The 20,832-nt window shown below is 38.3% G+C and carries 12 protein-coding genes; 8 read left to right on the top strand and 4 right to left on the bottom strand.

Features of this window, described 5'->3' with window-relative positions; genetic code table 11:
- Positions 1 to 141 precede the first annotated feature (141 nt).
- From OR571_RS11375 to OR571_RS11365, 3 genes are all read left to right on the top strand, one after another.
- Entirely contained in the window at positions 142 to 4,065 is a 3,924-nt protein-coding gene (locus OR571_RS11375; RefSeq protein WP_282242915.1) for a hypothetical protein, read from the top strand.
- A gap of 464 nt (positions 4,066 to 4,529) precedes the next feature.
- Positions 4,530 to 6,245 carry a peptide ABC transporter substrate-binding protein gene (locus OR571_RS11370; protein WP_282242914.1) on the top strand — a complete coding sequence of 572 codons (1,716 nt, stop codon included), beginning with the start codon at positions 4,530 to 4,532 and terminating at the stop codon, positions 6,243 to 6,245.
- 536 nt (positions 6,246 to 6,781) lie between these two features.
- Positions 6,782 to 12,136: a S8 family serine peptidase gene (locus tag OR571_RS11365; protein ID WP_481900381.1), complete on the top strand. Its 5,355-nt coding sequence runs from the start codon at positions 6,782 to 6,784 to the stop codon at positions 12,134 to 12,136.
- Between the two features lie 149 nt (positions 12,137 to 12,285).
- Here the strand turns inward: OR571_RS11365 and OR571_RS11360 are convergent, their stop codons facing one another.
- Both OR571_RS11360 and OR571_RS11355 read right to left on the bottom strand, forming a co-directional pair.
- Positions 12,286 to 12,756 (bottom strand): DinB family protein, encoded by a 471-nt coding sequence (locus tag OR571_RS11360; RefSeq protein WP_282242913.1) that lies wholly within the window; start codon positions 12,754 to 12,756, stop codon positions 12,286 to 12,288.
- A gap of 185 nt (positions 12,757 to 12,941) precedes the next feature.
- The gene (locus tag OR571_RS11355; protein WP_282242912.1) at positions 12,942 to 14,525 is read right to left on the bottom strand and encodes an S-layer homology domain-containing protein; all 1,584 of its coding nucleotides are present in this window, start codon (positions 14,523 to 14,525) and stop codon (positions 12,942 to 12,944) included.
- Between the two features lie 227 nt (positions 14,526 to 14,752).
- On the opposite strand from OR571_RS11355, the gene OR571_RS11350 reads away from it, so the two are divergent.
- Positions 14,753 to 15,226 carry a competence protein ComK gene (locus OR571_RS11350; RefSeq protein ID WP_282243150.1) on the top strand — a complete coding sequence of 158 codons (474 nt, stop codon included), beginning with the start codon at positions 14,753 to 14,755 and terminating at the stop codon, positions 15,224 to 15,226.
- Between the two features lie 228 nt (positions 15,227 to 15,454).
- Entirely contained in the window at positions 15,455 to 15,937 is a 483-nt protein-coding gene (locus tag OR571_RS11345; protein ID WP_282242911.1) for a sigma-70 family RNA polymerase sigma factor, read from the top strand.
- Positions 15,938 to 16,054: 117 nt separating this feature from the next.
- Here OR571_RS11345 and OR571_RS11340 read toward each other — a convergent pair whose 3' ends face one another.
- Complete coding sequence (locus OR571_RS11340) at positions 16,055 to 16,717, bottom strand: hypothetical protein (RefSeq protein WP_282242910.1); 663 nt, start codon at positions 16,715 to 16,717, stop codon at positions 16,055 to 16,057.
- Positions 16,718 to 17,115: 398 nt separating this feature from the next.
- Here OR571_RS11340 and OR571_RS11335 point away from each other — a divergent pair, with 398 nt between their 5' ends.
- Positions 17,116 to 18,171: a YecA family protein gene (locus OR571_RS11335; protein WP_282243149.1), complete on the top strand. Its 1,056-nt coding sequence runs from the start codon at positions 17,116 to 17,118 to the stop codon at positions 18,169 to 18,171.
- A 50-nt stretch (positions 18,172 to 18,221) separates the two neighbouring features.
- Here OR571_RS11335 and OR571_RS11330 read toward each other — a convergent pair whose 3' ends face one another.
- The gene (locus tag OR571_RS11330; RefSeq protein ID WP_142537854.1) at positions 18,222 to 18,476 is read right to left on the bottom strand and encodes a hypothetical protein; all 255 of its coding nucleotides are present in this window, start codon (positions 18,474 to 18,476) and stop codon (positions 18,222 to 18,224) included.
- A gap of 231 nt (positions 18,477 to 18,707) precedes the next feature.
- On the opposite strand from OR571_RS11330, the gene OR571_RS11325 reads away from it, so the two are divergent.
- Positions 18,708 to 19,937 carry a hypothetical protein gene (locus OR571_RS11325; protein ID WP_282242909.1) on the top strand — a complete coding sequence of 410 codons (1,230 nt, stop codon included), beginning with the start codon at positions 18,708 to 18,710 and terminating at the stop codon, positions 19,935 to 19,937.
- A gap of 135 nt (positions 19,938 to 20,072) precedes the next feature.
- On the top strand, positions 20,073 to 20,789 hold the full coding sequence (locus OR571_RS11320; RefSeq protein WP_282242908.1) for a flagellar basal body-associated FliL family protein: 717 nt from the start codon (positions 20,073 to 20,075) through the stop codon (positions 20,787 to 20,789).
- The last annotated feature ends 43 nt before the right edge of the window (positions 20,790 to 20,832 follow it).

The raw sequence follows: 20,832 nt of genomic DNA, 5'->3' as shown, positions 1-20,832 counted from the left end.
CACCTTATTTATATCCAATATGGTGGTTTTTTGTCGTATTTTGTCAGCGGTGTACAGAAAATGTATAGACTAAAGTTCTATAATGGTAACAAGGGAACATATCAAAAAGACTAGAACCCCAAAAGGAGAAGTACATCTAGAATGAACAAAAATATAGTAAAACAAACTGTCGTAGCGGCCCTGCTTACATCCTCTATTTTCTCATTTACTCCCGTATCCTACGGAAAAGAGACGACTATCCAGCAATCAATAGATGCGGTGAAACTAGAGATGAAAAAAGCTCCACTATATTACGTGGACCCTGCATTGAAAAGTGTATTAGAGCCGAGCAAGGATCTATACCCGGTACTGAACGATGTAAAAAAGCACTATAAAGAGGTAAAACAACAAATTCAATCTTCGAATCTTTCTTCAAAGGAAAAGAAAGAAAAGATAAAAGAATTAGACGCATTGTATGAGGAAAAAATCACAAAAGGAGTCATACCTTATATTGATGCCTATAATTATGCAGTTAAATATTTGGATCCGATTTTAAAAGAAATGTTAGATGCTCACGCTGCAGGAGATTTGGAAGGCGTTGAACAAGCATATCATAAGTTATCGTATCAATTAGGTTCCCGTACATCTATTTTATACCGCTTCACGGGAAAAGCACCGCGGGATTTATTATTAGAAAAATATAAAAAGCCATCTGATGCAAAACGAGACGAATTACGAATCCCTGTAACAATCTACATGAAAAATAATGAAGTCCTAAAGTTATGGAACGAAGGGAAAAAAGAAGAGGCAAGAAAAGTAATGGATGAGGTACTTACCCTTGCTTCGAAAACTTCCATCGATGGGAAAACAAATTATTCGAATTTGTTATCCAAAGAAGTGAAGGAAGCAGAAGCACTTTTCTCTACTCTTCCCATACCTACACCAACCCCAACACCAGAAGTTCCGAGCAATCCATCAGTAGGTGGAGGGGGAAACGAAGAACCTTCTGAAAGTTCTGCAGAACGTAAATTACGAATAGCAAAAGCAAATGCGATTGTAGAGTTAGAAGCATATGGGAAACAATTTGAATTTAGTGAAGTAGACTGGTCAACTATTTTATTAATTAAAGAATCAGGAAAACGTGCCATAAATAATTCAGCTTCTACAAAAACAGTTGAGCAAGAATTATTAGCAACAAAGATATCCATAGATCAAGTAAAAACTAAAGCTGCGGCTACATTAGCGTTAAATGAAGTTATAATAGCCGCGGAGCAACTTTTAGTAAATCATGTAGAAGGAGCAAATGTCGGTCAAGCAGTAGCTGTCGATCGAATTGCGTTAGCTCAAGCCATCACCACTGCAAAAGCTATTTACACAGATGCAACAAATAGAACTCAAGCAGATTTAGAAAACGCGAGCGCTATCTTAACAACAGCGATTACCACATTTGAATCACAAGTAGTGAAAGCTGGAGACGCAACAGCATTGAATGAAACAATAACGGTAGCGGAACAACTACTAGATAAGCATGCGGAAGGAACAGGCGTAGGACAAGCACCTGTCTCAGTCAGAGAAACACTCACTCAAGCGATAGGAACGGCAAAAACTATTTACTCGAATGCTGCAAGTAAAACGCAAGCAGACCTAGATAACGCGAGCACTATCCTAACAACAGCGATTACTACATTTGAAGCACAAGTAGTAAAAGCGGGAGATGCCTCAGTATTGAACGGAAACATAACAGAAGCAGAACAACTACTAGTAAATCATGCGGATGGAACAAATGTTGGACAAGCATCGGCTGCAGCTCGAGAAACATTAGCACAAGCGATAACGGTAGCAAAAGCCATTTACTCAGATGCAGATAACCAAACGCAAGCAGAACTAGACAACGCAAACACTACATTAACAACAGCAATTACTACATTTGAAGCACAAGTGGTAAAAGCGGGAGATGCTACAGCATTAAATGGAGCAATCACAACAGCAGAACAATTACTAGACAATCATGCAGTGGGAACAGGCGTAGGACAAGCATCGGCCTCAGCTCGAGAAACATTCGAACAAGCAATAACGGTAGCAAAAGCTATTCAATCGAATGCTGCAAGTAAAACACAAGCAGACCTAGACAACGCGAGCACTATCTTAACAACAGCGATTACGACATTTGGAGCACAAGTGGTAAAAGCGGGAGATGCCATGGTATTAACTAGAGCAATAACAGAAGCAGAACAACTTCTTGTAAATCATACGGAAGGAACAGGTGTTGGACAAGCATCTTCTTCGGCTCGAGAAACATTCGAACAAGCAATAACGGTAGCAAAAGCTATTCACTCGAATGCTGCAAGTAAAACACAAGCAGACCTAGACAACGCGAGCACTATCTTAACAACAGCGATTACGACATTTGGAGCACAAGTGGTAAAAGCGGGAGATGCCATGGTATTAACTAGAGCAATAACAGAAGCAGAACAACTTCTTGTAAATCATACGGAAGGAACAGGTGTTGGACAAGCATCTTCTTCGGCTCGAGAAACATTCGAACAAGCAATAACGGTAGCAAAAGCTATTCACTCGAATGCTGCAAGTAAAACACAAGCAGACCTAGACAACGCGAGCACTATCTTAACAACAGCGATTATGACATTTGAAACACAAGTGATAAAAGCTGGAGATGCCACGGTATTAACTAGAGCAATAACAGAAGCAGAACAACTACTTGTAAATCATAAGGAAGGAATAGGTGTAGGACAAGCATCGGCTGTAGCTCGAGAAACGTTAGGCCAAGCAATAACGGTAGCGAAAGCCATTTACTCAGATGCGGGTAACCAAACACAAGCAGACCTAGACAACGCGATTACAACCTTAACGTCAGCAATCACAATTTTCAAAGCTGAAGTAGTCAAAGCAGGAGATACCACAAGATTGTCAATAACCATCAATAATGCCACTACTTTGCACACAAACGCAGTAGAAGGAGTAGCTGTTGGTCAATATGTGGTAGGTTCAAAAAATGTATTGAATGACGCTATAAATGCAGCAAATTTAGTATTGGATAATGCATCAAGTAAAACTGAACAACAAATTCAAACTGCAGAAATAGCTTTGCAAACTGCGATGACCATGTTCCAAAATAGCATTGTGAAAGAAATTACCGGCCTTCATAATATTACGCTAACTACGAATGAAACCAACACAGAAAATATAGTGGTTCTAGAAACAAATGAAACACTAGTAGTTACACCAAATGATCTATCAAATGGAATAATTTCCTTAGGGGCTAATCAAGAAAATGGAGTAATTAGTATAACGAGTAGCTCTATGACAGGTCAGACTTCGGTAGTAGTAAATGTACTGAAAGATGGACAAGTTATTAAAACGGGTACTTTTATAGTGAAAGTGGAACAAAAAAATTATATAAGTCATACAAGTAAAGAGTTGGTTACATTAGACTTTTCCACAACACCTGCAACAGTAGCAAAATTAGTGAGTAAACCCGTAACAGTGATTGATTTTACAGGTAACCGTAAGGACTTCAGCTTGCGTATACAGACAGCGGATAGCGATGAGACTATACCAATCTCTCTTTACTGGGCATTATCACGAGAAGTCTCGGTTGGTGCGGCTATGTCGGGGATCGTGAATAGTGCGATTCAAATGCATATGCAAGAAAAGTATGGTATGGCAGGGTTTAATATGATAACAGCTTCTTCGTGGGAATCACCGGAGTATTCAAATGTTTTTAATATAATGTCATCAGAAACAGGTTCAAGTGCAAAATTAACCTTATTAGGTGCAGATTGGTCATACTTTTTTGAGGGTTCTACAGCAACGGGAACAGATGTAGATACATCAAAAAATCGCACCTTTACAATTGGTGACGGAACAAATACAGCAATAATTCAATTGACAACAAAATTCGGGACAATAGATGATTTAGTAAACCGAATAAATAGTCGTTTAACAAATGCTGGAGTAAAAGCTAAAGCTGAAAAAATAGGCACAACCCAATTTAAAATTACTTCAACATCAATTACAGGAAGTATAATAATTGAAGGTGCTGATAAAACCGATTTCTTTGATTGATTTCCGTGGCATTGGAAACAGGAACTACAATAACTTATACACTTCGTTTTCATTAGATTCTTGAATCGAAAGAGAACTTAGATTTTCCTGTTAAAGAAAATAGACAAATAAAACACCTTTCATTGAAAAACGGGTAGATTAATACCTAATTCATCAATGCGGAGGTGTTTTTTCTATAGGAATAAATAGTTATAAATCAACTTATCTTATACAAACACCAATCCATATCTAGTAACAGCATCTTGTGTCGTGGCTGAACCAGACATTAGAAGACTATTATTGCTTTGAAATTTCTCTTAACTATCTGTATTGTCTTCTAATGAAAAATATTGAATTAATAGCAAATAAAAATGTAAGCGCGTCCAACTTTTAAACTATTCTGAAATAAACCGAGATTATTAAATAGAATCATGTATAATAGAAAGAGAAATCATTATTTCAAGAAAGTAAAAAGGGGTATGTTTATGTTGAAAAACAAATTATTTTGGCTTTTAGGAATGATTTTGGTCCTAGGTATCTTTTTAGCAGCATGCGGCGAGGGGGACAACGCCGACTCTTCTGTCGATACAAATGACGCGGAACAAGCAGAAGGTACAGAAAAGGCAACAGGCGATAAACTCGATAAAGAACAAGTATTAAATTTAGTGGAGCGTGCAGAGATTCCATCTGTTGACTCCGTTCTTGCGGATGATGCTGTTTCTTTCAATGTATTAAACAATATTGGAGAAGGATTGTTCCGTTTAGACCAAGAAAATGTAGCGGTTCCTGCTATGGCTGAAAGCGAGCCTGAAGTTAGTGAAGATGGTCTAACATATACATTTAAATTACGTGATGCTAAATGGTCTGATGGTACACCTGTTACTGCAAAAGACTTTGTGTTTGCATGGCAGCGTGCGGTTGACCCGGCTACCGGATCGACTTACGGACCTTATATGATGACTGGTATTATTAAAAATGCAACAGAAATTGCGAATGGCCAGCTGGATAAATCGGAGCTAGGGGTAGAGGCGAAGGATGACAAAACGTTAGTGGTGACACTAGAACGTCCAGTTCCTTATTTTATTTCCCTAATGGCTTTTGGAACTTTTTATCCACAAAATGAGGCGTATGTAACTGCACAGGGAGAGAACTACGGTACAAATTCAGAAAGTTTAATATCGAATGGACCATTTATCCTTAAAAACTGGGATGGCACAGGTCTCTCTTGGTCCATGGAAAAGAACCCAGAGTATTGGGATGCAGAAACAGTAAAACTTGATATGATTAATGTGGACGTTATTAAAGAACCAGGTACAGCTGTTAACTTGTATAATAATGGTGAAAAAGATCGAGTTGGACTGACTGGGGAATTTGCAATGCAGTACGCGGATGACGTGGAAGTGGAGCAAGTTCTGAAACCGACTGTTTACTATTTGAAGTTAAATCAAGAACGAAATGGTGAAAAGACACCGCTTTCCAATGTGAAGTTACGAAAAGCGATTGCTATGTCTTTCAACAAGAAGGATATGGTGGATGTTGTTCTAGCAAACGGTTCTATTCAGGCAGACTTCCTTGTACCAACTGGGTTTGCATTCGATGAAAACAAACAGGACTTCCGTGACGTAAACGGTGATATGCTTCCATTCAATGCAGAAGAAGCCGCGAAATTATGGGAGGAAGGGTTGAAAGAAGAAGGTCTGACAGAGGTGACATTCGAATATATTTCTGGTGACACCGAGCTTTCTAAAAACTTAGATGCTTACTTAAAGTCACAGATGGAGTCAAATCTTAAAGGGCTTACGCTTAATATAAAGAACCTTCCATTCAATGTTAAATTAGATTTAGATGCAGCTCAAGATTACGATATCCAAAGCACTGGTTGGGCACCTGACTTCCAGGATCCGGTTACATTTTTGGATTTATTCCAATCGGAGTCATCCCAAAATAATATGTCCTTCTCTAACGAAAAATTCGATGCACTGCTTGAAAAAGCAAAAGGCGAACTTGCGCTAGATCCAGCAGCACGTTGGACAGCATTAGCGGAAGCTGAAAAAGTGGTTGTCGAAGAAGAGGCATCGATTGTCAATTTATATCAAACGGGAACAATGTCGCTACAAAAACCTTATGTACATGGTATTGTCGCTCACCCATTCACTGGTGACTATAGCTACAAGTGGACTTATATTTCTGGAAAAGAATAAAATAAATTATTAAAAGGGTATCCGGTTCAGAAGAAAGTTGAATCGGGTACCCATTTTTGTTTCCTGAACGCACGTCAGTTAGTCTTTCAAAATAAGACTAATTGGTACTTATCACATTGTTTTCCTGCATACTTATCAATATCTGTAGAAAATTGTAATCTAATGACATAATTTACGAACCTACAATAATAATATCCTAATATAAATCCAAAAATAGGAATAAAATGGTGTTTCAATTTTTAGAATATTTATACTATAATAATAGAAAGTAAAAATCTATTATCTTACTCCTCAGCCTATCACATCACTCTTCCATCTAGAAAAAATCAGCATAGAACAAAACTCGTGTCTTAAGTCATAGCACCATGAATTAACACATACATTAAAAACAGCATGAAATGATGGGGGTTACTTTATATGTAACGCTCATTATTTTAACAGAAAGGAAGCGATTATTATAAAAAAGCATTAGCATGATGCTGGACAAACTTATAGTTTCAAAGAGTAAACATTCGGGGAAAATGGGGGAATTATGATTGGAGAAAAAAACATTAAATAAGTTATTTAGCCTATTTATGGTACTAGCTATGGTCTTTACGATGTTCAGTCCAGCTATAACAGCTTCTGCGAACGCGGCTGTAAAACCATTTAAACAAAACATCCCAAGCGAAAGCACGATGCAGCTAAAATCGGCAATCGCTGATCAATTAAATTTATTGGATGGAGCACCTAAACTACACAAAGAATTACAGAGTCTCACAGGTAACCAAGAGGTTGCGGTAATCATACATTTATCTGAAAAACCAGTTGCCCTAGAAAAGGGAATTAGCGAGTTAAAGGGGAAATCATTCTCTGCCTCACAAAAAAGCCAAGTGAGAAGCAAAGTAAAAAGCCAACAAATTTCCGTACAAAAAGAATTAGCATTAAAAAATATCTCGATTAAACAAGGCTATACATTCGATACTGTACTAAACGGTTTTGCAGCAACTGTAAAAGCGAGCGATCTTCCAAAACTACTAACTGTTCCAGGTGTGACATTAGTAGAACCAGATACGATCGTTCATGCATCGGCAGAACCACAAAAAACGAAACCGACTAAACCTTCTACGATCAACAAAGATAAAGTAGTAGATGCAAAAATGAACACAAGTATTTCATTCTTAGGAATAGAACAACTTTGGAATGAAGGAATAGAAGGACAAGGCATCAAAGTGGCAGTACTTGATACTGGGATTGATGCAGATCATCCAGAATTTGCAAACATTTATAAAGGTGGAAAGAACTTTATACCGAATTCCTCTACCTATACAAGACCACGTGCAGATAACGATGCATCCGAAACTTCACCAGTAGAACGACCTGCTGGGACGCCAGAATTTAATGCAAATGGAAGTGCGTTCTATACTTCTCATGGTACACATGTTGCGGGTACTATTGCAGCAATCGGTGCGAACCAATACGGCATTAAAGGAATCGCTCCAAAAGTAGATCTTTACGCTTACCGAGTGCTTGGGGCATATGGAAGTGGAGCTACTTCTGGTATCGTAAAAGCAATTGACACAGCAGTTATTGAAGAGATGGATGTTATTAATCTATCACTTGGTGGCGGCGCTAATACAGAAACAGACAGTGGATCATTTGCAATCAACAACGCAATGATGGCTGGAACAATTGCGGTAATCGCAACTGGTAATGACGGCCCTAACCGCGGGACGATGGGAACTCCAGGTACAGCACGTTTAGGAATTGCAGTTGGAAACACGACTAACCCTGAAACAATGTACGATGGACAAGTGAAAGTTACAGTTGGTAATTACAATCTAACTAAACAATTACAGTTAATGGGCACTACTTTTGGTCAAGACTTAGCATCACAATTGCAAGGTGAATTTGACTTAGTAGCAGTTCCTGGAAACGGAGAAGCAAAGGATTACCAAGGAATCGATGTGAATGGTAAAGTTGCATTGATCTCTCGTGGTAGCATTGCGTTTGTTGATAAGATCGAGTATGCAAAGGAAAACGGAGCAGTTGCAACGATTATCCATAACTTTGCAGGTGGAACGAATGCACCGAACGCATCTGGTACATTCCTAGGTGATTCATTTGCGTTTATCCCAACATTTGATATGTCTCAAACTGATGGAGATGCTATTCGTGCAGCATTGAATGGAGGAACAGGAAAAGTTTCCTTTGGTAATTTCCACTCTACAGCAACTGTTGGGGATGAGGTAAACGATTCAAGTTCACGTGGACCATCCACTCCTAACTTTGATATTAAACCAGATGTAACTGCACCTGGAACGAATATTATGTCTACCATTCCAATGTACAAAGCAGATTTCCCAGAAGTGGTTTACAACACAGCTTATGATCGTAAAACGGGAACATCGATGGCTACACCGCATATCGCTGGTATTGCAGCACTTGTAAAACAAGCAAATCCAGACTGGAATGCGTTCGATGTAAAAGTAGCGCTTTCCAATACAGCTAAAGTGCTTAACAAATCTAAATACGATGTATTCGCGCAAGGTGCTGGACGTGTAAATGCGTATGCAGCAGCTCATCCATCTGCACTTGCTTATGCAGTAGATACAGCAGTACTAGATGGTAGTGGAGCAATCGTAGAAAACTTAAAAGGGACAGTTACATTTGGTCCACAATCATTAAAAGATGAAAACCTTTCCGTTACAAAACAAATTCTAGTTAAAGACTTGAAGGGTACGGGAGGAAATTATCAAGTAACAGTTGATACGGTAAAAACATTTGGCGATGCTAAAGTAACGGTAGATAAGCCGACATTTACTTTAAGTGGAGAGCAAGTGTTAAATGTTAAGTTAACTGCTTCTAAAGCTACAGCGCCAAACGGATCTGAAATTCTAGGATATATCCATATCAACGGTGGTGGTTCAGAAATTTCATTGCCATTCGCAGCTGATTTTGGTGGAGTTGCTACTACAGAAATTAGAGATATGAAAATTTCTGGAACGGATCTTTCCTTCAATGGAGATGGTGTGAAAGATTCAGCGGTACTTTCATTTACATTAACAGGTGATGTGACAACAAACTATATTGAGCTTTGGGATATTATGAATCCTGAAGGTGGAGAGTACGGGGATGGCTACATCGGCTATTTACATGCAGGTTCTTCACTTGGAAAAGGATCGTATACACTAAACGTGGCTGGACAATATAAACCATGGGGCAGTGCTCCGGCAACAACAATTCCAGATGGTCTATATACAATTGACTTTACAGCACTTGCTGCTTCAGGAGTAGTTAGTGACTACGTTGGACCAGTAGTAGTGAAAACAACTAAACCAGCAGTAACAGGTTCTGTGAAAGATGGAGTAGCAACTGGCCAAGTAACAGACAAGTATATTGAATATAACGAAGAGTTATATTTATATGGCCTAGAATATGACTTAAATGACAAGCTAAACGCTTCTTATATTGTTAACGGCGAAACAGCTAATCCAGTAGAATTCGATTTAGCGCAAGATGGATCGTTCACATTCCCGGTAACTGCGGCAACAAATTCTGTGAAAGTAGTCATTAAAGATGCAGCGGGCAATGTAGGAGAAGCTTTAATTTATGAAAAAGAAGAAGAAAATGCAGTAGTAACGCTTTCTGTAAATCCGACAGCACTTGATTTAACGGTAGGAGGAACAGCTCAACTAGCTGTTACAGAAACTTCCACTCCTGCTGAAGGCACACCGACAAATACAGATGTAACTGCAGAAGCTACGTATGTGGTAGCAGATGAAAGCATCGCAACAGTTACAAATGGTTTAGTAACAGCAGTTGGAAAAGGTTCTACAACAATCACTATCACACATGGTGAAAACGAAGTAACAGTAAATGTAACGGTAAAAGATGCGGACGTAATCGTACCAGGTGTTACATTAACTGCTAACAAAACACAAGTTGATCTTCAAAAAGGAAAAGAAGCACAACTTAAAATTACAGAAGTAACAACAACAGCTGATGGCAAAACGAAAAAACAAGACGTAACAAAAGCGGCAACATACAAAGTAGCAGATAACAAAGTTGCAACTGTCAAAGATGGTTTAGTAACAGCTAAAAATGCAGGAAGCACAACAATTACAGTTAAATACGGTAAAAACGAGCTTACTGTAAATGTAACTGTTACAGAGCCAGGTGTGACACTTGTTGCAAATAAAACAGAACTTGATCTGTTAAAAGGAAAAGAAGCGCAACTAAAAATTACAGAAGTAACAACAACTGCAGATGGCAAATCGAAAAAAGTAGACGTAACCAACTCTGCAAAATATTCTGTAGCGGACAGCAAAGTTGCTTCTGTTAAAGCTGGTTTAGTAACAGCTAAAAATGCAGGAACTACAACAATCACTGCTAAATACGGTAAAAATGAAGTGACGGTAAATGTGAAGGTTACAGAATCAGTGGTAACTTTAACTGCAAACAAAACACAAATTGACCTGGAGGCAGGCAAAGAGTTCCAACTGAAAATTACCGAAGAAACTACAACGGCAGATGGAAAAACGAAAAAGACAGACGTAACAAAAGCAGCGACGTATAAAGTGGCTAATACTAAAGTAGCTTCTGTAAGCAATGGTTTAGTAACTGCAATCGGAGCTGGAGATACAACAATTACTGCTAAATACGGCAAAAATGAAGTAACGGTAAATGTAACCGTGACAGAACCAGTTGTGACTCTAGAAGTAAATAATACTCAACTGAATCTAGAGCCTCAAAAAGAAGCTCAACTGAAAATTACTGAAGTGATCACTTCTGCTGGTGGCAAAACAAAAAAGACGGATGTAACGTCTCTTGCAACATATAAGTCAGCAAATACTAAAGTGGCAACTGTAAGCAATGGCTTAGTAAAAGCAAAAGCTGCAGGAACTACAACAATCACTGCTAAATACGGCAATAAAGAAGTGACAGTAAATGTAACAGTAACAGAGCCGGAAGTATCACTAAGCGCAAACACAACAGAAATTGCCTTAGAACCTGGAAAAGAAGCTCAACTGAAAATTATGGAAACTACTACAGGAGCAGATGGAAAAACAACGCAAAAGAATGTAACAACAGCTGCCAAGTATAAAGTAGCAGATAGTAAAGTGGCTTCTGTAACTGATGGAGTAGTAAGAGCAAAAGCAGCAGGAGCTACAACAATCAACGTGAGCTACGGCAAAAACAACCTAACTATAAACGTGACGGTTACAGCGCCAGAAGTAACACTAGTTGTGGACAATACGCAACTTGAGTTGGAATCAGGAAAAGAAGCTCAACTAAAAATTACAGAAGTAACAACAGCTAATGGAAAAACAACAGAAAAAAATGTGACAACATCTGCAACTTATAAAGTAGCAAATGGTCAGATTGCTTCTGTAACAAACGGTTTAGTAAGAGCAAAAAATGCAGGAACTACAACTATAACTGTTAAATATGGCAAAAATGAAGTGCCAGTAAATGTAACAGTTTATGCAGCAGAAGTGTCACTAGTTGCAGATCAAACACAAATTGATCTAGAACTAGGAAAAGAAGTACTTCTGAACATTAAAGAAGTTACAACATTAAATGGCACAACAACTGAAAAAGACGTAACAACAGCAGCTACTTACAAAGTGGGAGACACTAAAGTAGCTAGCGTAACAAATGGTCTAGTAAGACCGAAAAAAGCAGGCAGCACAGCGATCACTGTAAAATACGGCAAAAATGAGCTAACTGTCAATTTAACAGTGAAAGAAGCAGCGCTAAAAACTGTTGTACCAAATGCTGAAACTCTAGTACCAGGCCCAGAGTCTGTTACACCGGATTTCGATTTGAAGCTACCAACTCCAGAGTACAACGTACCAAATATTGACACACTAATCCCAGGTGCAGGTCCAATTCCTGTAGCTGTGTGAGCTTATAATTCTATAGAAACAGCCGGGGTCTTTCCCAGGCTGTTTTTTTGAATATACAGATAAAATATTCCTTATGCATTTGACTCTAAATTGCATAGTAACTAAAGAGAAAAGGCGCATCACCTAAGTGATCACGCCTGTAAGATAGATTAATCCCAAATACGTACTCTTGGAACCTCTGCCATTCTTAAGTAATCTAGCAATTGACCGGTATGGACGGATTCATGATAGGCGACTCTTAACAACATGTCTCCCAAACTTCTTATGTAACCTGAATCAGAACGATCAATTTTAATACTGTTCAAATCTTCTTCAGAATATGACTTGATAGTTTCTATGAAGTCATTTCTAAATGGTTCTGCAAATTTCAATTCTGCATCTACAGTGGTAAAGGGTTGTTTTTCGAAAGGAGAATCAAAGACTGCCAGACTACCTTGATTTTGGATAGCTAGATGGTAGTAATGTTCACTTTCTAGAACATGCCTAACCATTTCAATGCAAGTCATTGCTTCGTCATCGGGTTTCCAATGTAATTTTTCTTGGGGAATAGATGTCCAAATCTTAATACTTCTTCTACGTACTTCGTTGAAATTTAAAAGAATTAAATCGATTGAGTTCATAATTTATTCTCCTTTAATTGGTATATTATAAATATACACGAATGAACGTTCGAATAAAAGAGTGCAATTCTACTAAACACGAAAAACCGCACCGCCCACACGGCAAACTCCCCGGCGAACTCTACAAACAAAACACAAAGCAAAGAAAAGGCCCAAAACCTATTCGGTTTTAGCCTTTTCCAATGTTAATCCAAATATCTCCGAGCACCAGCATAGTTTCGCTTATAAACGCCAGCTGAAATAGATTCGATCTTCACTTTATCCGAAGCGTTCGGTGCATGAAGCATTTTACCATCTCCTACATACAATCCCACATGATACACCTTTCCTTTTCCGCCGTTGCCAGCAAAAAAGACGAGATCACCAGGCTGTAATTTACTCTTTGAGACAGGTGTTCCTTTCGTTGCTTGATAAAACGAGTCGCGAGGAATGAGAATCCCATGGTTTTTATATACAGAGTAAATGATGCCAGAACAGTCAAATCCAAAGGAGGATGCACCCGCCCAAAGATAAGGAAGACCTAGGAACATTTTGGCGCTATTCACGATATCTTTTTGAGTTGGTTTTGGAACTGCTGCGTAATTCTTGTGTACTTTTGCATCCTTTTTAGGCAAGTACTTGATGCCATTTTGAGGAGTAAGCACATGTAGCCATTCGCCTTCTTCTTTTACTACAGGAAGAATCGTTGTATAGCTAATATCTATATATTTATTCTTTTTCTTTGTATCGCTATATAAAGTAGAAGATTTTGCATTCACGATAGCAATCGAACAATTGGTAGTATCTGTTGTAGTTTCATATAGATGCGATGTTGGAACCCAACCAGGATAGCCTTCTTTTTGATAGGGTACATACTGGTCTTTAATTGCTACTTTGGACCATTTGCCACTTTTTTGTAAGACAACGACTTCATCTCCGAACAACGCTTGCGTATCCGTTTTGTCTACAAGCCACCATTTTTGTTTGAGATTCATCGTTTTCATCCATTTAGAAATGTCTACTGGAGTAGAAATAGAAGGACGGTCTACGGCTCTATCTATGCCAGGCTTATGCCAAAGAGATGTAACTTGAACGTTCACTTTCACTGTTTTTGTCTTGCTTGGTTTTTCGCAAGAAGCAGGAACGGTCGGTGTAGGTTGAACTGGTGGAACCGTCGGTGTTTTTATTCGGAATTCGGAATTTATTGCCCGAGCAATAAATATAGCAAAATCTACTTTTGTAATGTTCGCTAATGGCTTAAATGTGTTGTCTGCATAGCCAGTTACAATGTTCAATGCTTGCAGTGTACTAATAGACTCTGCAACCCAATAAGTCGGTGACACATCGACAAATGACTTCTTGGATGCCCCTTTCAGATCAAAAGCTCTTACAACAAAGACAGCGGCTTCTCCTCTTGTAAATGGGGCATCTGGATTGAATGCTCCATTCTCATCGGCTCTCATAATCTCGCTGTTTACAAGAGTCGCCATAATTGAAAAGCTTGGGTGGTTAGCGGTCACATCCGTAAAATTCGGATCTACTGGGCTTGATGTATCGAGACCAAGGGACTTCACAATCATTTCCGCAGCTTCTAAACGAGAAATCTCCGCATCCACTCCGAAGTTTCTTCCGGGGTCACCGGCTATAATGCCTTTCGAAGCCAAAAAATCCAGCTCTGCTTTTGCCGGATGATTATCTCCAACATCCTTATACAAAGGAGCAGCAGAGACATTACTAAAACTTGAAAATAAAAGAACAACAAGTGCAAAAAATACGATGAACCTTTTCATTTGGCTGCCTCTCCCTTAAGTTTGGTAGTTTCATAATAGTATAGACTATTTTTATATCCTTGTGCACAAACTTTTCTGAATAATTTGTCTTATATAAAGAGTGAATCAAAAGTTTCAAAAAATTTATTATTATTTGTAAATTATAACTATACATAGTTTCCTATATTTGATAATATGTAGAAGGATAGGGGAATAAAGGAGGGAAGAAGGAGAATAACGTGAAAAAAATGAACAACGATTTGAAAGAGAAAGATTCCAAGTTGATTAATCGAAGAGTATTAGCAGTTGAACCGTATTTTACGAATGGAAACAAATCGAAAATCACGACAACGCACGGAATTCATTATTCAAAAGTATCTGTACTGGAGTTACTTAACAATGCTTGCATACGCTATGCCTCTACAATAGAGGGTCGTATGAAAGCAACGAAAGAAGTCATGGATTACAATCAGAAAACACCTGTACTCATTAATCCGAATGAGTTCGGTGCATTCCCAACATTATCATACAAAAATATTGAGTGTGTTTGGATATTTAATCATCACTTCTACGTAAACGAGTTAGGTAATGGAAAATCGCAAATCGTATTTGACAACGGAATTCACCTGACCTTAAAAGCCTCCAAAAATGTATTACTAAAACAACAACAAAGATTACATACAGCGATCAGTATATTTAGCAATATGGAGCATTCAGAGTAAAAAAGCTGAAAAGAAAAAGCAGTCGAAAACTTCGTCTGCTTTTTTCTGTTCATTCATTTGTAGTAGTATTTTACTTTCGATAAGAACAAATAAATAACTTCTCCCTATCAAACAAGTAGTTTCAACCTACATACTGTGCGTATGCCCATTCGTACGTTCGCGAAATTCCATATATCCTAAACCTACCTAGGAATAACCGAATCGTGCACGAGTCAAAAGGAACGCATAGTGAACACTTTTGAAAAAGTACTGCCGCAATTTGAACCAATGATTTCTGCCTGCATTCGCAAATTGCATATTTACAAAAATCATGAGCTTTATAGACAAGCTGGAAGAATTGCTTTATGGAAAGCTTGGGTAAAGTTCGATGCAGTGAAAGGGGATTTCGCACCATATGCCTATCGATGCATATACGGGGCAATGCTGGATGAGCTAAAAAAGGAAAAGCATCAGGAAGAATATATCGATGTAGTGGAGGATGAAAAACTATCCATTCTACTGGAAAAGTCACTCGTCACAAGCTTCGTCAACGAAGAACTAGGAATCGCATTAGAAAACTTAACAGAAAATGAACGCGAGCTGTTGCTCTGGATTTTTGTCGAAGGTATCTCCCTTCAACAAGCCGCAACACGCGCAGGCATAACAATCCCAGGCATTAAAAAAAGACGCGAACGCTTACTATTAAAACTGAGAGAAAAACTGACCCAGTAATCGAAAAAGCTCTGCAGAGAAGAAAACATCTCTGCAGAGCTTTACTTTTTGCGCAACCAAAATCCAATAAACGGCTTAAAAAGACAAAGCAAGCAACGACAAACCCCAAACAACCATTCAAATCAAATAAATCATCCGGTCCAAATAAGTCCCCAGCATCGTTCCGGCCAAAATAGTCACCAAAATCAACATCACCAAAACAAACACCAAAATATAAAGAATAAAACCATACAAAGAATCCATGCCAGGTGCCTTTTTAGTTGCTAAAAAACTAACCAAATACAGCGGCAACACAAACAAAGCAAATATAAAACTAACGACCAATACAAACTGCCCATATGTAAAAGATTGAATAACCATCAGCAAAAACGCGAGCCCAACACTCACTAAAACAGGAGACAGCTGCCCTCCATAAAAACTAACAATAGCCTTCACCGAATTTGGAGAACCAAAAAAGTTATTCGCGATAAAAAGTGCAAACACCGCAATACCAAAGAGCAAAAATACAAGTAACATAACCTGAAAGAAAAAAGGAAAAAAGCCTAAAGACTCCCCAAAATAGTTCCGGTTCACAACTAAAAATAGAGAAATGGTGTACACAATGGCAAACAAAATAATGCTAAGCAAGCCGTTCGTAAAATCCTTTTCTCCTTGCTCAAATGCTCTTGAAGGATTTTTTAATTGCTGTACAAAATAGGCTCTGTACACTTTGGACTGCTTTTTAATCTTTTCTATATGGATATTCGGTTCAACCTGTTGAGCGGAAGATCTTTTTTTCACTACAACACTCGGCTCTTCTAATTTTTCACCACATATTCCACAAAAGTTCCCAATGGCTTGTTCGTGACTACAATTAGAACATACGATATGAAATTCCTCCTGCGTTCTTTTAATCCCGCTATAACGGGTAGGAAACCCCTACTTGCATGAAGTTTCACTTATATACATCGTATGAGATCGGTAGGACTAATATTCCAATTGGTATCATCCTGTCTAAAACAAACAGTCGTTATCTACTCCCTGTGTAAGACACAATTCTGAATTGTGTCTTACACAGGGAAGCAAAAACATAGAAAAAAGTCGGATTTTGGTGAATGTTAGAACATTAGAAGAAACGTTTGCAATACCACTAAACTAAGCGATATGATAGGTAAAAAAAGGCGGGATATGAATTGGAAATGACTATAGGACGCAATAACCCATGTCCGTGCGGGAGTGGGAAAAAATATAAAAAATGTCATGGTGGCAAAGAAGTCGTATCGCTTCAGCAAGTGGTCGACAAAGAATTGAGCTCCATCATCGAAAACTTTTATAAAGAATATCCAGAACGAAAAGACATATATGAGCTTCGTCTTCTACTGAACAAATGGAATGCAAGATTAAAAGGATTCTGGCCATCAAATCGAATCGAGCAGCAACTGGTAGATTACTATTTACTATTACAAAAGCAAGATATTTGGACAAAATACGTAGAAAAACAATTGCAAAAAACAATACGTCCATCTGTCATTCAAGTACTAGAGAAGTGGACAAGCCCTATGATGATAATCGGGGAAGTATTAGAGACACAGCAATCGTTTATTCAATTGAAGGAAATTGTGGATGGCAATGTGTATGAGTTAGAAACATTAGGCGGAGATTCAAAAGCTGAAATAGGAAGTTATGTAGTAGGCATCGTGTTACCGGATAGTCGCCGAGGAGAAAATGGCATTATGATTCTTTCGGGTGTAGCATTCTTGCCAGATAGAATTTCAGAGAGCTTAAAGCAAGTGAAGCAGCTTGCCACAGAAAGCAAACTAGATACACAAGCGTTTTACTGTGAACATATGCTAGACTGCTTAACATTCATCCATGTAAGTGAAAAAAGCGAGGATGAAACACCTAAAGTCAATATGGAAAGTCAGACTATGGTAAGTGATAACGAGAAACAAGATCCAACAATGACGGAAAAACAAACAGAAATGCTCGTAGCTTTGGAAGATATGATGAAAGAAAAAGGGATAAAGAACGACGAACTTATCCGTATTTTTCGTACCTACTTAACCGAATGTGCTCCAAACCCACGAAAAGCAGGAGCCACAGCAGCTGGTGCAATCCGTTTTGCAAAAGAACGTTTATCTGCAGATGAATTCCCATGGACAAATAAAGAAATAGCAGCCATGTTCGAAGTATCAACGTCGACGGTTCAAAAGTATTTTGAAGAAATTGAAGAGTTTTCAGCTGTCCCTGCGTAAGAGATAATTTGAGAGATAGAGCTAAATTGTTCCTTACACAGGGAACAATTTCAGCGTCTCAATTTAGGGTCCAAGTATTTATGGAACACTATTTTCTTCGAATCTTCTAGTTCTTGCTTTGCTAATTTGGGAGAATAAAACATGGTAGATCCTAATGCAAGCTTGTCCGCCTCTGCTTCATAATCTATTACTGAAATATTCCGATTACCTGATCTTTTAAGAATATCGATCAAGTCACTAGTCCCCATATCGACTCCTAAAATAACATGCTCCGTCTTTCTCTTCTTGCTCAAATGTTGATGCATTTATAGCTTCCTCTTTTCCTGCGTTTTCTTGCGTTTATCATATCACTTATTGTTGTCTTTTGGTATGGAGAGAGGTTAATAAAATTCAGAATTTTGTCAATCGCTAGCTTCTACTGGAAATCCAATCCATTAAAAAAGTTGAATAGTTTCCAGTTAAATAGTAATATTAAAATTGTTGAAATATATTGTCAATTTAAAGGCAATCTATTACTAAAAAAGAGGAGGAGTTACATGAGTAAACGTCTTATCAAGCAAACGACAGCAGCAGTACTACTTACCACATCGGTATTATCATTTTCATCCGCTGCATTTGGGGCGACAAATTCATCCGTGGATCAATCGGTGAATAAGGTAAAGGCTGAACTGAACAAAGCGACGACACATTATGTGTATCCGTCACTAGATGGGAAGCTTGCTCCAAGTAGCACACTTTACCCTGCGTTAAACAGTGCGAAGAAAAATTATCAACTTACTAGAAGTGCAGTGGTCTCTTCTAAACTATCTTCTGCACAAAAGAATGCGAAGTTGAAAGAAATCGACACGCTTTACAACGAAAAAATTTCAGGCGGATTAGTACCATATATTGATGCATACAATTATGCAACAAAATATTTAGTGCCAATCATGAATGAAATCGCAACAGCACAAGAAAGAAATGACTTTGCAGCTGTGGAAAAAGGGTACCACAAATTATCTTATCAATTAAAAGGTAGAACAGCGATTCTATACCGTTTCTCTGGTAAAGCAGCTCGTGATCTTCTACTAGAAGAGTACAAAAAACCAGCAGATGCAAAACGTAATGAATTAATGGTGCCTGTAACAATCACAATGAAAATTACAGAAATCAACGATTTATTGAAAGCTGGTAAAAAAGCAGAAGCTAAAACAGAGTTTGCAGAAATCGAAGCGCTATTAAACCGTCTTCCAAATGCATCAACTAACAAATTCATTGCTGCATTGTTAACAGAAGTAGCTAAAGTGAAAACAGCTGTGGGCGATACTACACCAGTAACTCCACCTGTGACACCACCAGTAGTTACTCCAGTTGATCCACCAGCAACAGGCGGTGGCGGAGATGACACACCTTCTCAACCATCTCAACAAGAAGTATTAAATACGAAGGTTGCTAGTTTAGTAAAATTGCTTAATGCAGAGCAATCTAATATAGCAACAGCTTCAACAACTGGTTCGAATTCTCTTACGGTTAAAGTTGTGAAAGAAGACCTTGTAGTAGCAGACTTTTTAGGAAAAGGATTCTACCAAACATTTACGAAACAATTAGGTGTAACTAAAGTAAATGGACACAATCCTACATCTCTAGAAGCTGTAACTTATATTACAAATGCATTCCCAGCAGGAGTTGCTACTCTAAAAGATTTAAAAGGACAAACAGTGACGCTTAAAATTACTGTAGACAATGGTTCAGCGTTAGACGTTGACTTTAAAATCACATTTGAATAAGCAAAATCTATACACAAATCCCTTCACATCGACAACAGGTGAAGGGATTTTCTGCATTATCTGACTTTATTCTACTCTTCTCTTATTCTTCATGCTAAACTATTGGTAGAATTACGATAGACAAAGGAGAATCCTATGAAGAAACTAAAAATCTTTTTAATAGCGGCTTTAGTCATCATACTCGCTGGAGGAGGCTACTTGCTCTATATGTTTAAATTTAAAGAGTATGACGTGGCTGATGAAGAAGTTAGTGAGATTGTCGCAGACCCATACAAAGTGGAACTCCCGGATGGAACTGCACTTGTCATCGATGAACAGGGGAAAGTTGTTATAGGAGAGACAGAGGCATCTGATAATAATACTAATACTAGTGCAACAAGTTCACCAACGAACGAAGAAAAGTTAGGTGGAAAAACGGCAGGGACTAGCACTGATTCAACGAGCCCAGTAAACAACTCAAGCGGTACGGGTACGTCAACAACATCCTCGACCGAAAAACCAACAGTTGCATCGATAAAGGATAAATACAGACCGGCATTCGAAGGATTAGAAGCACAAGCAGATACCAAGATTAATGCACTCATTGGACGAGCAGTAACCGAATACAACAGCAAAAAAGCAAGTGGAGAAAAAGTAGATTTCGGTTATTTTTACAGTAAATACACTGCAGCAGCAGGCGATCTAGAAGCAAGCACGGATACAGTTTTCCACGCAGTAATAGGTGCAGTAGAAAAAGATCTAGCTGCAAATGGCTACGATAAATCCTACGCACAAAGCTTCAAAGATGAATACGAAGCGACCAAAAAAGCACGGCGTGATGGTATATTAAAAAAAGCACTTGGAAGCCAATAATAAACGAAAATCCCTTTAGTAAAGTTCACTGCCAAAGGGATTT

The organism is Psychrobacillus sp. NEAU-3TGS (assembly GCF_029955155.1).
Classification (GTDB): Bacteria; Bacillota; Bacilli; order Bacillales_A; family Planococcaceae; genus Psychrobacillus.
Note: the sequence above shows the minus strand (reverse complement) of the source record. Positions and strands in the feature narration are given on the sequence as shown.

Excerpts from the sequence above, each read along its gene's own strand:
- OR571_RS11375 (WP_282242915.1), top strand. The coding sequence starts at position 142 with ATGAACAAAAATATAGTAAAACAAACTGTCGTAGCGGCCCTGCTTACA.
- OR571_RS11370 (WP_282242914.1), top strand. The coding sequence starts at position 4,530 with ATGTTGAAAAACAAATTATTTTGGCTTTTAGGAATGATTTTGGTCCTA.
- OR571_RS11360 (WP_282242913.1), bottom strand. The coding sequence starts at position 12,756 with ATGAACTCAATCGATTTAATTCTTTTAAATTTCAACGAAGTACGTAGA.
- OR571_RS11355 (WP_282242912.1), bottom strand. The coding sequence starts at position 14,525 with ATGAAAAGGTTCATCGTATTTTTTGCACTTGTTGTTCTTTTATTTTCA.
- OR571_RS11350 (WP_282243150.1), top strand. The coding sequence starts at position 14,753 with ATGAACAACGATTTGAAAGAGAAAGATTCCAAGTTGATTAATCGAAGA.
- OR571_RS11335 (WP_282243149.1), top strand. The coding sequence starts at position 17,116 with ATGACTATAGGACGCAATAACCCATGTCCGTGCGGGAGTGGGAAAAAA.
- OR571_RS11330 (WP_142537854.1), bottom strand. The coding sequence starts at position 18,476 with ATGCATCAACATTTGAGCAAGAAGAGAAAGACGGAGCATGTTATTTTA.
- OR571_RS11325 (WP_282242909.1), top strand. The coding sequence starts at position 18,708 with ATGAGTAAACGTCTTATCAAGCAAACGACAGCAGCAGTACTACTTACC.
- OR571_RS11320 (WP_282242908.1), top strand. The coding sequence starts at position 20,073 with ATGAAGAAACTAAAAATCTTTTTAATAGCGGCTTTAGTCATCATACTC.